Source organism: Flavobacterium foetidum, from assembly GCF_004634245.1.
Taxonomy (GTDB): domain Bacteria; phylum Bacteroidota; class Bacteroidia; order Flavobacteriales; family Flavobacteriaceae; genus Flavobacterium; species Flavobacterium foetidum.
Genome location: NZ_SJTF01000017.1, coordinates 1 through 14,680, shown reverse-complemented (window position 1 = coordinate 14,680; position 14,680 = coordinate 1). Strand labels below are relative to the sequence as shown.

Here is a 14,680-nt window from a genome sequence, read left to right as displayed (position 1 = left end):
TAGCTCTAAATCGAAATTTTATGAGGTCTATTTTTTCTTTATTTCTTTTTCTTTTCATTCTTTCGGGTTGCAATCAATCTCACGAATCGGTATCACATGACATGGCTATCGCCACGGTTGAACTTCCTCCAAAACATGAATCTAAGGACAAAATGCTTTCTGTTGAACAAAATGCACCTCCTCCACCACCTTCTAAAGTTGATGAACAAGTGGAGCAAAAAATCATTAAAGAAGCGACTTTAAGGTTTGAAACTGATAATTTAGAAAACACTTTCAATCAAATTCAAAATGCAGTTTCAAATAACAAAGCAAGAATCATAAACGATTCTGAAGGAAAAGATTATGCTAGTGTCTACAGAAACCTTACTGTAAAAATACCAAGCCAGAATTTTGACCGTTTTATCAATGATATTTCCAAAGGTGTTTCTTATTTTGAAGTAAAAAACATCTCGGCAGAAGACGTCACAGAACAGTTTATTGACCTGACATCAAGATTAAAAACAAAGAAAAAACTAGAAGAGCGTTATCTGCAAATCTTACAAAAAGCAACAAAAGTCAGTGAGATTTTAGAAATTGAAAAACAGATTTCGGCCATTCGCGAAGAAATCGAAGCCAAAGAAGGACAACTTAAATATTTGGAAAGCCGTGTTTCTGAAAGCACGATCACAATAGAATTTTACAAAACAGTAGCCGAAAAAGAAGGCGTTAAAATATCGTATGGCTTCAAACTTTGGACTGCCGTTAAGTCGGGATTTTTCAGTTTGTCTGATTTTTTAATTTCATTAATCAGCATTTGGCCGTTTGTCATTATATTTTTTGTATTAGCCTATTTTATTAGAAAAAGATTAAAAAGAAGAAAAAAAGAATAATCATGTATCCGTATTTCAAAAAGAAATTTATTATACCAGTCGCTGCGGCGGGAATGTTGTTTGTTGGAACCAGTTTTAAAGAGGATTTTTTTGAAATTGCAAAGCAGATCGAAATTTTTACGACCTTGTTCAAAGCCGTAAACACGAACTATGTAGACGATACCAATCCCGGAGATTTGATGGACAAAGCCATCAAAAGCATGCTGGGCAGCCTCGATCCTTATACGGTTTATTTTAACGAACAGGATGTTGTTAATTTCAAAATAAACAATACAGGAGAATATACCGGAATCGGTGCACTAATTTCTAGAAAAAAAGACCGTCTGATTGTTCGTGAACCTTATAAAAATTATCCTGCTGATAAGGCCGGACTTAAAGCCGGAGACGAAATTATCCAGATTGGCGATGTTTTGATTGCCGATTTTAAAGACGATGCATCACAATTGCTCAAAGGAACTAAAAACACCAAAATCAACATCAAGTACTTGCGTCAAGGAAAACCAAATACTACTGTTTTGGTTTTGGATGAAGTCGATATCAAATCGGTTCCGTTTTATGGAAAAATTGACGATAAAACAGGATATATCGTTTTGGCGCATTTCAGCAGAAAAGCATCTGCAGAAGTAAAAGAGGCTTTGGAAAAACTCAAGGCAGATGGCGCAAAACAAATCGTTCTAGATTTGAGAGGAAATCCTGGAGGGTTATTAAACGAAGCAATCGATATCTGCAACTTATTTGTTCCCAAAAATGAGGTAATCGTAACCACAAAATCAAGAATAGAAAAACACAATAACACCTATAAAACTCAGAAAGAACCTATTGATACCGAAATTCCGCTTGCTATTTTGGTAAACGGACGAAGCGCTTCTGCCTCTGAAATTGTTTCAGGAGCTTTGCAGGATTTAGATCGCGCAGTTGTTCTCGGCAGCAGAAGTTTCGGAAAAGGCTTGGTACAACGCTCAGTTGATTTGACCTATGGAACACAATTGAAAGTTACCATTTCGAGATATTATACTCCTTCAGGAAGATGCATTCAAGCTTTAGATTATGCGCATAAAGATAAAAATGGCGTTGCTCAGAAAACCGACGCCAAAAACTATAATGCTTTTAAGACCAGAAAAGGAAGAACGGTTTATGATGGCGGCGGTGTCTTGCCGGATATCGAGCTTGAAGAAGCCAAAACAAGTGCTATCGCAAACGCCCTAATTAAAAACGACGGTGTTTTTGATTATGCCACCACGTATTATTACAAAAATCCGAATTTGGGCGATAAAATTCCGACCCTTAGCGATGCAGATTATGCCGCTTTTAAACAGTATCTCAAAACCAACAAAATCACTTTTGATACTGAAACCGAAGTGGCTTTGAAAAACACTTTAGCAGCAGCCAAAAAAGAAAAAATAGACGAGACTATAACTGCTGAATACCAACAATTGTTGAATGCTTTAGAAAAAAGCGAAACGACATTGCTGGATAAAAACCAAAAAGAGATTAAAAACATGATTTTGGAAGAATTGATTAAGAGATACCAGTACCAGGAAGGTTTGTATCAGTATTTGATCAAAAACAATTCAGAAATTAAAAGAGCAGTGAGTGTACTAAATAATCAGACAGAATATAAAACGATTTTAAAAATGTAGTGAATGAAGATAACTTTGGCCTTACTTTCTTTATTTTTTTGTACAGTATCGGCACAGCAAAAACCTGTTCAGACCCTTTATTTTGAGTTTGACAGATTTGATTTGACAAGTTCACAGAAAAAAGCTGTTGTTGATTTTATAAAAAATATAGATACTGCCAAAGTAGAATCTATTCAGATATACGGATACTGCGATGACCGAGGCGCTGATGACTACAATATGCGGCTGTCTAACAACCGTGCAAGAACGATTCAAGATCTTTTGGTTGAAAATGGTTTTAACCATAGCAAGATCGTCATTCTCGAAGGAAAAGGTCGTGTGGTAATTAGACGCGATACTGTAGAGAATCTTCACGAAACACGACTCAAAAACCGAAGAGTCGATTTGATTGTGGTCAAGAAAAACAGTTTCGGAAAAGACGTTTATTCTTCTTTTAAAGACAAACTTAAGGTCGGTGATAGGATTTGCATTGAAAGCATTCTTTTTGATCTGGGAAGCGCAAAATTAACTCTTACAGCCAAAAAAGAACTCGACAAAATGGCGGTCACTCTTTTAAAGCACAAAAACATTCGTTTTGAGATTAGAGGCCATGTGTGTTGCACTCCAGAAATTTACAGCGACGGAATCGATAAGGAAACCAAGGATAGAAAACTTTCCTGGAACAGAGCTAAAATGGTTTTTAACTATTTGAGCTCTAAAAAAGTTTCTAAAAATAGAATGAGTTATCAAGGATGCGGGAATAAATATCCGCTAGGAAAAGGTGACAATTATGATCGTCGAGTTGAATTTATTATTACGAAAGTTTAGTTTTCGTTCTTGGACAACTATTTTTTTCAAAAACTAATATGTTAAGTGATACTTCAAAATAATGTAAGTAATTTGTTATTTTCCAAATAATTATACTAAAATTATCATTCTACAAATCCAAGCCAAAAAACCATATTGCAACAAAGTTGCTGAATAGGTTTCTGGGTATTTTTCGAATTATCCAAAATAAAAAACCGACTGATAAATTCAATCGGTTCTAAAAACAATGGTTTTGGTTAGAAAAATTAGTTTACTTTAAAAACTTTTTTTTATTATGGAAAAAATTACTTTGCTTCAAAGAAACATCATCCAGTTTTGAAATAGAGCCTCTATAAGTTTTTTAAGTAATATAATAGGGTAATTACAAAGTTGCAATCGCTTTTTTAAAGTTAAATGAAATTGTTGCCCTACCTACGTTTCATCACAATTTCTATACTTTTGTATTGTATTCTTCTCCGTTAAAATGAATATTGTTCTAGGGAACAAAGTCGGCAGTTCAACTTTGGGAGAGATTTACAGAGAAATTACGACATAGAACATTGGAACGCTTCCTAAGGTTGAAACATTGGGCTATATTTTCAATAAATATGATTTCGTTGGGTGGAATTACTTTTTTCAATTCTACTAAAATCAGCTTAGATAAAAATCTGTCTAAATCTGCTTTAATCTGTATAAATCTGCGTGAAAAATTTCTAATCAAAAGTATTTCAGCAGATCAAATTAGATTTTAATACTTGAATGGAGCTATTTAGCTTCTATTTGACCCAACCGGTTAAATATGGATAAATTTTAGTTGCACTAATCAGTCCGCACAACAAACTTGAAACTTGAAACCTGAAATCTGAAACGTAAAACAAAAAACTATCTCCTATCAATCTTAACCGATTTTATGATTGCTTCTAAATCAAGCATAAGATCACGCTCTTGGTTTGACGGAGAGTAACAAAATCCTTCGATGACCAAAATTCGATTATAAACAGGATCTATAATAGAATAATTGATATAAGGACCAGCCATAAAATCGTTTTTTAATTCCCACGTACCTTTGGTTTCAAAAGCCTTTTTACCGTCTAGAATTGTAGTAGAAAAATACGGCGCATAGGCTTCTCCAGTAATCATTCTAGTATTAGGTTCACGCCCTTTTATATTGCGGCCGATCGAATCTCTCATACGAATTATGCTGTTTACAACATTATTTTTCGTATTAAAGCTCCTTAGCGGAATCTGATAAATTAACAAACTGGTGTTACCGCTGATAATATCCTTTTTTAGCCATATGAAATTCTTTCGATGCAACATATATTCGTAACCAGTCGGAATCTCAAGACCAATATGGAATTTATTCTTGATAACTGCCGGGTTTAAAAGCGATTTTCTATTGTCATCTTGAATCTTTTGGATTTCGGCATTTCGAATCATTCTGATAATTTCTGCCGAATTCAATTCGATGCTGCAGATAAGATCGTCTACAGATTTGCCGTAAATTCTAAAAGTGTTGTGTGGTAAATTTTTGCTTCGAATGACTTCGAATTTTTCAGTTGTCGTTTTTTTTACCACGATTATGCTTCGACTGTCGGTTACAAAACCCTCGAGCAGTCTAGCTGGATATTGATTGATTGTAAAAAGAGGTTCTTCTTGCGTAAGGCCGAGGACCGGCGATGCAAATTTATTTCTGATGCTGTCTCCTACTTCACCATACCAAAGCTGATCGTCAATAATAATCGAAATAGTGTTCGGTTTTCCAGAAACGTGCTGATTCTGCTTCTCGCTTTTAAAACAAGAAACTAACAGCAACGAAAGTATTAGGAATAAAAAATGGGTTTTATTCATTTTTTTAATTTATGAAATAAAACCCAAATTTAAATAAGATTTTGAATTATCCGTTTATTTTAAGCTTCATTCCCGGTTTAATATCTTCATCTTTAATACCATTCCATTTTTTAATATCTGAAATTGTTACTCCAGGATATTTTTTAGAAATGCTGTATAAAGAATCTCCTTTCTTAACATAATAATCTTCACTCATATTTTTAGAAGGAGCTTTTTTCTTGAACGTATCTACCGAGTTTGATGCAATTGCAGTTGTAGCAGGTTCTTCAATAACGATAGCAGCTTTAGAAATAATCAGCGTTTTACCTAAACCAATATTATTTGAAGTTAAATTGTTAAGTTCTTTTAACTCCGCAATAGTCGTACCGAATTTCTTTGCAATGCTGCCTAAATTATCACCAGCTACCACAACATAGTCCATATCTACTGCTGTAGGCTTAGCTTTATCGTCATTAGAAGCGATAGCTTCTTCTCTTTTATCAACAATTGGAGCTGCTTTGGCAGGAGTTTCTTCTTCCGGTTTAATCTTTAAACTTCTTCCGATTGCAACTGCATTTGTTTTTAGATTATTCCATTTCTTGATATTGGCAACCGAGACATTGTATTTATCTGCGATAGCTCCGAGATTATCTCCTTTTCTGACTTTATAAAACTCAAAATCGTCTGCATCTCCATTAGATGGTTTTATAGTGGCCGGTTTCACTTTCGGAGCATATTTTACAGCCAGTCTTGAGTTAGCTGATTTCATTTCTGTATCGTACTTCGCATAAGCATAAATCTGGCTTTCGTTGGAAACAAAAGTCGCGATCTTGTCTTTCGGAAGACGGATAAAATGTTGTTCGCCCTGATAAAACGGAACGACATTCATTTTATAAGAAGGATTAAGAAGCTGAATTTGAGATTGCGGCATATCTAGCAAATCTGCCAACTGTTTGAAAGAAATTTGATTTTTGACACAAACCGTATCTGTTTCAAAATTCTTAACCACAGCTCTCTCCGGATTAATTCCGTGTTCTTTATGGTATTCAAAAAGATACATTGTTGCTAAGAAAGCCGGAACGTATCCTTGTGTTTCTTTTGGAAGATAATTTCTGATGTCCCAATAACTAGTTTTTCCGCCAGAACGACGAATTGCTTTAGTAACATTTCCAGGGCCTGAATTATAAGAAGCCAAAACCAGCTCCCAGTCTCCAAAGATGCTGAACATTTTGTTCATATAGTCAGAACAAGCTGCTGTAGCTTTAAGAGGATCGCTTCTTTCGTCAATATAAGAATCGATTTTTAAAGCGTATTGTTTACCGGTTCCGTACATAAACTGCCAAAGTCCGGTGGCGCCCATTTTAGAAACTGCTTTAGGATTTAAAGCAGATTCTACAACGGCTAAATATTTTATTTCCAAAGGAATATTTTGTCTAGCAAAAGTTTCCTCGAAGATTGGGAAATAATATTCTGATAAGGCCATTAATCTTGAGAACGATTTTTTACGATTCTTGAGAAATGACTTAATTACATTTTCTAAACCTTGATTGTATTCGATTTCAAAAGGTGATTTCCCGTTCATCGCTGCCAAACGCTGTTTCAGCAATTCTGTCGGCAGTTCCTGATCAACAGATACATCCTTATTTATGGTTTGGATGTCTTTTGTCAGGTCGTCGTAAATATCCAGACTCACTAATTCGTTCATCCATAGACTGTCAACTTTAGAAGCTAAATCGTCTTTTTTGAATGTACTTTTTATAGAATCAAGATAAGAAAGTTTAACAATTGGCTTACTTTCAAATTCTGCCTTTGCAGTTTCCTGCGCAAACATCGTTATTGAGAATAAAGCCGAAACCACTAATGATAATCTTTTCATTACAATCATATAACATTTATTTAAAATTCTATAAATCAACCCATTATAGAATTGTTATTTTTGCAAACATAAGGCGTTTGTTGAAAAAAACTATGTAAAAAAATGTTAATTGTGATATTTTAGTCTAAAATCGCAGCGATTCCAGGCAAAACTTTTCCTTCTAACATTTCAAGCATAGCACCGCCTCCGGTAGAAACATAGCTCATTTTTTCTTCAAAACCGAATTGTTTTACAGCAGCAACAGAATCGCCTCCTCCTACTAAAGAAAATGCTCCATTAGCAGTAGCCTCAGCAATATAATCTCCTAGTGCAATAGTTCCTTTTGAGAAAGTTTCCATTTCAAAAACTCCCAATGGACCGTTCCAAAGAATTGTTTTTGACTCTAAAATTACTTTTTTGAAGTTCTCTAAAGATTTTGGCCCTGCATCTAGTCCTTGCCATCCGTCAGGAATTGCAGTAACGTCTACTACTTGGGTATTGGCAGTGTTAGAAAAATCGTCTGCAGCAACAACATCAACTGGAATATGAACCTGAACACCTTTTTCTTTTGCAAGTTTTAAGATGTCAAGAGCCAAATCCAATTTATCGTCTTCACAGATCGATTCACCGATTTTTCCGCCTTGCGCTTTAATGAAAGTAAAAGTCATTCCACCTCCAATAATCATGTGATCTACCTTATCAAGTATATTTTCGATAACGGTGATTTTAGAAGAAACTTTAGAACCTCCAAGGACTGCTGTAACCGGTTTTTCGCTGTTTTTAAGAACTTTGTTTAAACTCTCAATTTCTTTTGCCAATAAAGTTCCGAAACATTTGTCGTTTGGAAAAAATTGCGCAATAATGGTCGTCGATGCGTGCGCTCTGTGAGCAGTTCCGAATGCATCGTTTACGTAGATGTCTCCAAGAGAAGCTAATTCTTTAGCGAAAGCTACATCTCCAGCCTCTTCTTCGGCATGAAAACGAAGGTTTTCTAATAAAAGAACTTCTCCAGGTTTTAAATCTTTTGCAGCGTTCTGAGCTGGTTCTCCAACACAGTTTTCAGCAAATTTTACCTGAACTCCTAAAATTTCAGAAGCCGTTTTTAAAATATGTTTTAAAGAGTACTTTTCTTCAGCCCCTTTTGGTCTTCCTAAATGCGACATTAAAACTACGCTTCCGCCTTGAGCTAAAATAGCATCGATAGTTGGCTTTGCGGCTTCAATACGTGTTGTATCAGTTACATTAAAATTTTCATCCAACGGAACGTTGAAGTCAACACGAATAACTGCTTTTTTATTTTTAAAATCGAAATCGTTTAAAGTTTTCATCTGTTATCTTTTTTTTTATAATTTTTTGAAAGAATAACAAATATAGAACTTTTACAGTAGTTCAAATTTCAAAAAAGCAAAAAATATCAATCAATAAAAACGAAAACGTTGTAAATTATGAAAATAAACAAATTAAGTTTTAAAATTGACAAAATAACTTGCTTAATCGTGAACCGGACTTTGTGTACAAGGACAATTACTGATGGCTTGTAGAAAATCGAAACCAATTGTAATAGAATGCGTACCTGTATTATATCCGGCAAGATCATTAAACATCAGCTGATAAGAGTATGCAAAATAAAATTTGGATTTCATAAAACCTGCCATTGGCCCAAGTGATAAAGGCTTAGGAAACTGATCGTTTAGGAAACGGTACGAAACTCCGATCCAATAATAATCTTCGTAACGATTGTAACGTCTGTACTTAAAGTTAAAATCTGTAGTCGAACGTTTATCACTCGCAAAGTATTGATAGAATACAGACGGCTCGTACTCGATACGGCTGTTTTCTCCGTCTCTAAAAGTAAAACCGCTATACACTTGATAGTTTGAAAGCAAATCTGGTTCTACACCACGGTATCTGTTGGTATTTTTCTTCAATACGTTGTTGGCATTAAAACTAAAATAAAACCCCTTGTTACGATAAAGCGCACTAATATCGAAGTTGTTGTTACTGGTATAACGATTATCGGTAACCGATGGATCTAAAATCGGACGTTCGATTGTATTGTTAAATTCATCGATGTCAATTCTAAAGCTATTGAAGTTATACGAAATACCGAATGACAAATACTGTTTAGAATAATAATCTAAAATCAGGTGATGTGCAAAAGAGACTTTAGCACCGGTTTGTCTTGTATAACCGTTTTTGTCATTGTACAACGAGATTCCGACTCCGGAACGATCCAAAACCCTAAAATCGGCATACAATGACTGGTTATCTGGCGCATCTTTTATTCCGACCCATTGTGTAAGACCGTTAGCTCTAATTCTAAGGTTGTCACCAATACCGGCATACGCAGGAGAAAGAATAAAAGGGTTGTCTGCCAAATACTGGGTAAACACTGGTAGGTTTAACTCTTGGCTGTAACCTGATGTTACAGCCATGAGTACTAAGGATAAAATAAACTTTTTCATTGTAATAATTTTTTTAGACAACATAATAGGGGCGATATGATGTTATCTGTATAAAGTGAAATGTCCAACAAACTCTCTTGCATCTTTCGCGTCATTTAGTTTCAGAACATACCAGTAATCACCAGATGGTAATTCTTCACCTTTGTAACGTCCATCCCAGCTTTGACCATAACGATACTTCGCGATTTCACGACCGTATCTGTCAAAGATAGAGAAGATCAAATTAGTGTAAATATTTGTACATCCTGGAGCCCATGTACTATTTGCTCCATTCGGCGTGAAATAGTTTGGTATACAAACATCAACATATTCGATATAATGTTGTTTACTATCTGTACAACCGTTTTTATCTCTAACTGTGATCGTGTACGTTCCAGTTTTGTAGATTATAAACTTGTTGTCTGAACTAAAGTTTACACCGTCAATACTGTACTGATAATCTCCACCTCCGCCAACAGCTGTAGCAATAAGCGTATTCCAAACACCTGGCTCTTCGATTACTGTTAATTGTAACGGAGCAACAGCTGTAATTTCAAAAGCTGTATCTGCAGTACATCCATTTAAATGTCTTACTCTAATGAAATGCTGACCTGGAGCTACATTTGTAAAGATGTTACTCATCTGAATTGGACCTACACCATCAAGGCTGTAATCAATTTCACTATGATCTGCATAACCAGGATCAACTTCAACTCTGTTAGCAGCTTGATTGTTAACACAGTCATAAGTTACTTCATTAGAAGGATTTAGGGTTACAGAATCTGGAAGTGTAACATCAATCAAGTTTTCACAACCTGCAGCATCTTTAAAGTATACCGTATGTTTACCTCCTGTTAGACCTGTGAAATCAAATTCTGTCTGAGTAACTGTACCAACAGTAAACGGACCATTTGAGTTATCTAGACTTACACTGTAAGGAGCAGTACCGCCTCTAATCTCAATTGCAAATGCACCATTTCTCTCACCAGAGCAAATTTCAGGAACAATAGAACCTGCAATTTCAGAAGCTCTTAATAATTGTGGTTGCGAAATTGTAACTGTCTCTACAATACTACATCCGTTATCATCTTTCACTACTATTTGATAGTCGCCTGGTTCTAAATTCGTGAACACATTGATTGAATCAAATTTATCTAGATCAGGAGAAATTGCGTATTGGATTTTTCCTGTTCCTCCAGAAGCAATGATTTCTATACTACCATTGTTTGCTCCAAAACAAGTTACGTTGCGTGGATTAAACTGTGCCTGTATTGGTGTTGCAGGTTCAGCAATAGTAACCACAGCACTAGTGTAATTACAGTCACCGCTCACTACACGTACTCTGTAGCTTCCTACCAACAAGTCATCGAATCTTCCATCAGCCTGGTCTGGTCTCACAACACCACCAGCTGTATCCAGTAAAGAGTAAACATAGTTACCAATACCACCAATCGCTTCTGCAAGGATTGATGCCGTAGCTTCTCCTTTACATTTGATGACTGCACTAGAAGTGTTGATATCAAGGTTAAGCGGCGTTAATGGGTCAATCTCAATTTCATTTGTTACGAATGATGTACATCCGTTAGTATCTGTAATATAATATTTGTAGATACCTACAGGAACATCAAATGTAATTGGAGCAGCAGATGTAAACGAACCTAAAGCTGTAGTTCCGTCTAAACTGTAAGTGTAAGAACCTGTTCCTCCAACAGCGCTCAATGTAAGTTGAGACAGTGTTAAACAGGTTTGAGTTCTTGACAATACAATTGCTCCTTCTACTCTTGTCGGGTTGCTGATCGTTATTTCAGCATGAGCTGCCTGACAATTAAATCCGTCTGTAACAGTTACTACGTATCTTCCAGCTGATAATCCACTGAATACTGGATCAATCTGTGGTCCTACAATACTAACCGGATCATCAGAAACTACTGTTAATGTATACAAGTAGTTGCTTCCTTGTCCGCCTGTTGGCTGTGCTACAGTAATTACACCACTGTTATCACCGTAACAAGGCAATACTGTAACATTTGCAGCAGCAGTGAAGGCAATTGGAGCAGGAACTACAAGAGTTTCTGTTGCGCTTGCAATACAACCTTGACTATCTCTAACATTTACTGTGTAATTACCAGCAGGTAAACCAGTAAATGTAGACTGAGTAGAGTAATCTACTATTACAGTAGTTCCATTTAATAATTGATACTGATAAGCTGTATCCCATCCGCCAGTTGCAGCAGCCGAAATCTCCCCGTCACTGTTTCCAGATACGCAAGTGATATCAGATTTATTAAGCGCTACACTTAATGCTGCATTTGGTTGTTCGATAGAGAACACAGTTGTTACCGTACAATATGGTCTTCCTACTAATGTAGCCTGTACTGTGTACTGACCAGCAGTTAAGTTTGAAATAGTAACCGGCCCTGCGTTTACTGAAGTTCCTGAACTTGGAACCGGACCAGTGATTACATAATTAAATACACCTGCATCATTTGTTGGATCTAATTGAGTATCAACAAAAGTAAGCTCTACAGAACCAGCTGATGTTCCGTAACAGATTTTGCCATTTGTTGCAACCGCTCTAATTTCAAAAGTATTAGCATTGTTAACATAATGTACTCTTTGAATAGAACATCCTGTCGCTGGATTTGTAACTGTAATTAGATAATTTCCAATTGTTAATCCAGTAAATACTCCGCTAGTATTTGATTGGTTGTATGTATTGCCATCTGTACCAGCAATGTTATAATTTAAAAGGACTGGAGTACCGCCTGTACTTGTCACCGTTACGGTAATATCTTCATTAGATAAGCAAGTAACTGGTGCATTTACAGTAACATTCACAGCGTCTAGTCTAATGAATGGATTCACTCTGATAATTCCTGTACTTGATCCCATACAACCTTTATCGTCATAAACATTTACAGTATAATCTCCTCCTGTATAGTCAGATTCTGTATAAACATTTTGAGCACCTCTCTGTACTGATACACCATTTTTGAAGAACTCATAAATAGTGTAGATTCCAGAACCTCCAGTCACTGAATTAACAGTAATTGTTGCATAACTAGAAGTATTTGATCCAGAAGGACATCCGTACTGAGCAATTACTGGAGTTGCAATAGTGATTGGTTGTGGCTGTAAAATTCTGATATCTTCAGAATCAACACATCCTCTTCCTGAAGTCACTGTTACTGTATAATCTCCAGCTTCAAGATTAGTAAACACATTGTTTGTCTGAGCTGGTCTGTTTACAGCCGCACCAGAAACTGATGTTCCTGTTAATGTGTAAGTGTAAACTGGGTTATCATTTACTCCTGAAGCATTTGGTGCTAAAGTAGCTGTGATTGATCCGTCTGAACCACCTCTACAAGATACGTGTGTTGGTTGTAAAGCAAATCCTGTAATAACCGTAGCTGGAGCTACTTCGATAGTAACATTAACAACACAGTTAGTAGCCACATCACGGACACGGATAATATGTGTTCCCGGTGCTACGTTGTTGAATACTGCCGGAGTTGTTGTTACAATAACACCACCGTCTAATGTGTATCTGTAATTAGCTGTTCCAGAACCTCCGGTTGCTGTTGCAGTAATACTACCGTTATTAAGTGTACAGCTTGGTAAAGCCGTAACAACTGTCTGCACTTGCAATGCAGGAGAAATGTTTACTAAAGCTGGTACTGTTACCGTACATGCATTAGCATCTCTCACTGTTACATCATAAGTTCCTGAAGCGTTTACAGTAAATGTCGGACTAGTTTGGAAACCATTTCCGATACTGTATTCATAAGGCGCTACACCTGAACCCACGTTAACAGTAAATGTATATTCACCTGTTGCAGATGGACACTGGCTTGGTACACTTGCAGTTACTGCAGTTGGTAATGGATCTGTTCCAATTGTAATAGGTATGAAAGTTTCGCAACCTTTAGCATCTATCACATAGGCTCTCCATGTCGTACTTACCGCAGGATCTAAAACTGCGTTATTACTGTTTGTATAACTTCCTGCTGTCGGAGTACCAGTACCTGCTATAAATGCATATTGGTAATTTGGAGTTCCGCCTGCAGCTGTAACAGTAACTTTTGCACCAGAGTTACAATTTGCATTAACATTTGTTGCTAGTGCTAATGTCAATACTGGTGGTTGAGTTACAGCTACTGAAGCTGAAGCTCTACATTGAGTTGTATTGTCAACAACTTCAATTGTATAATTTCCGATAGGTAAATTAGTTAAAGTAACTACTTTTCCTGTCTGAGTAAGTGTTCCTGTTGTTGGACCTCCTATTAATGTTGCTGTATAAGCACCATCAAAGTTGTCTACATCAAATTTAACAGAACCGTTAGAACCTCCGTTACAACTTACATCATTTACCAACTGACCAGCGATAGTAATATTTACTAATGGTTCAACTGTATATGATGCTTCGTCTTTACATCCGTTCGCATCTGTTACCTGGAATATGTAAGTACCTGCTGTAAGGCCTGTGAATATTCCATTAGAAGCACCTGTAACATTTCCTGTTGCAGTAGAAGGAGAAAGGATTTCATAATTCAATGCTCCAACACCATGAGAAACTGCTACAGTTACTGTACTTGTTGTGCTTGCTGAAGGTGCACAGTAAATTGGAGTACCTGTGATGGTATCGATTACTGGTGCATCTAGTGCCGGAATCGTTACAGAAACCGGTACTGCGATCACACATCCGTTCGCATCTCTCACGTAGGCAGTAACTGTTCCTGCAGTCAAAGTCGTGTACGTATTTGTCGAAGTGTAATCTGCTCCTCCATTGAAGCTGTAATAGTAAGGCGATGTTCCCGTACCTGCCGTAACATTAACCGTAACCACTGCGGCCTGAGAAGCATTTCCTGCTCCGCATGTCAAGCCCTGAGTCAACGCTGCTGTCGCAGCAAGAGCAGACGGCTGGGTAATGGTAACCGTTCCAGTTGTGTACTCACAGTTTTTAGCATCTCTTACAACCATGTTGTAAGTTCCTGCCGCCAATCCTGGGAAGATATTTGAAGCCTGGAATGTCGTTCCTCCATCGTTGCTGTACTCATAAGGCAGAATGCCGTTTGAAGCCGTAACGATGATGCTTCCGTCGCTTCCTCCGATACATCTAACATTCGTCTGAGCAAATGTCGCTGTCGGTGTCGTTGTCGGCGTAACCTCTACAGGTATCGAAACCGCCTGGCATCCCTGGCTGTCTGATACTCTGAAAACATAAGTTCCTGCAGCTGTAGCTGTGTAAGGCGATGT

At 36.8% G+C, this 14,680-nt stretch carries 8 protein-coding genes; 3 read left to right on the top strand and 5 right to left on the bottom strand.

What is annotated here, in order from left to right; genetic code table 11:
• The first annotated feature begins 20 nt into the window (after nt 1-20).
• From E0W73_RS18690 to E0W73_RS18680, 3 genes are read left to right on the top strand one after another with little or no spacing between them, the layout of a single operon-like run.
• A complete protein-coding gene (locus E0W73_RS18690) occupies nt 21-869 on the top strand; it encodes a DUF4349 domain-containing protein (RefSeq protein ID WP_135223561.1) in 849 nt (282 codons plus the stop codon).
• Between the two features lie 2 nt (nt 870-871).
• Nucleotides 872-2,509 carry a S41 family peptidase gene (locus tag E0W73_RS18685; RefSeq protein WP_135223560.1) on the top strand — a complete coding sequence of 546 codons (1,638 nt, stop codon included), beginning with the start codon at nt 872-874 and terminating at the stop codon, nt 2,507-2,509.
• Nucleotides 2,510-2,512: 3 nt separating this feature from the next.
• A complete protein-coding gene (locus E0W73_RS18680) occupies nt 2,513-3,316 on the top strand; it encodes an OmpA family protein (RefSeq protein WP_135223559.1) in 804 nt (267 codons plus the stop codon).
• Between the two features lie 861 nt (nt 3,317-4,177).
• On the opposite strand, the gene E0W73_RS18675 is transcribed toward E0W73_RS18680, so the two are convergent.
• The 5 genes from E0W73_RS18675 to E0W73_RS18655 form a co-directional block, all read right to left on the bottom strand.
• Nucleotides 4,178-5,146, bottom strand: coding sequence for a DUF4837 family protein (locus E0W73_RS18675; RefSeq protein ID WP_135223558.1), 969 nt, complete (start codon nt 5,144-5,146; stop codon nt 4,178-4,180).
• A gap of 46 nt (nt 5,147-5,192) precedes the next feature.
• Nucleotides 5,193-7,010 (bottom strand): LysM peptidoglycan-binding domain-containing protein, encoded by a 1,818-nt coding sequence (locus tag E0W73_RS18670; protein ID WP_394345998.1) that lies wholly within the window; start codon nt 7,008-7,010, stop codon nt 5,193-5,195.
• A 110-nt stretch (nt 7,011-7,120) separates the two neighbouring features.
• Nucleotides 7,121-8,308, bottom strand: coding sequence for a phosphoglycerate kinase (locus tag E0W73_RS18665; RefSeq protein ID WP_135223557.1), 1,188 nt, complete (start codon nt 8,306-8,308; stop codon nt 7,121-7,123).
• A 162-nt stretch (nt 8,309-8,470) separates the two neighbouring features.
• Nucleotides 8,471-9,445, bottom strand: coding sequence for a PorP/SprF family type IX secretion system membrane protein (locus E0W73_RS18660; RefSeq protein WP_162847731.1), 975 nt, complete (start codon nt 9,443-9,445; stop codon nt 8,471-8,473).
• Nucleotides 9,446-9,487: 42 nt separating this feature from the next.
• Nucleotides 9,488-14,680 (bottom strand): T9SS type B sorting domain-containing protein (locus E0W73_RS18655; RefSeq protein ID WP_135223555.1); only part of this gene is annotated, 5,193 nt, incomplete at its 5' end.

What these genes read in the sequence shown, in the direction of transcription:
- E0W73_RS18680 (WP_135223559.1), top strand. Translation starts at nt 2,513, where the DNA reads ATGAAGATAACTTTGGCCTTACTTTCTTTATTTTTTTGTACAGTATCG.
- E0W73_RS18675 (WP_135223558.1), bottom strand. Translation starts at nt 5,146, where the DNA reads ATGAATAAAACCCATTTTTTATTCCTAATACTTTCGTTGCTGTTAGTT.
- E0W73_RS18685 (WP_135223560.1), top strand. Translation starts at nt 872, where the DNA reads ATGTATCCGTATTTCAAAAAGAAATTTATTATACCAGTCGCTGCGGCG.
- E0W73_RS18690 (WP_135223561.1), top strand. Translation starts at nt 21, where the DNA reads ATGAGGTCTATTTTTTCTTTATTTCTTTTTCTTTTCATTCTTTCGGGT.
- E0W73_RS18665 (WP_135223557.1), bottom strand. Translation starts at nt 8,308, where the DNA reads ATGAAAACTTTAAACGATTTCGATTTTAAAAATAAAAAAGCAGTTATT.
- E0W73_RS18670 (WP_394345998.1), bottom strand. Translation starts at nt 7,010, where the DNA reads ATGATTGTAATGAAAAGATTATCATTAGTGGTTTCGGCTTTATTCTCA.
- E0W73_RS18660 (WP_162847731.1), bottom strand. Translation starts at nt 9,445, where the DNA reads ATGAAAAAGTTTATTTTATCCTTAGTACTCATGGCTGTAACATCAGGT.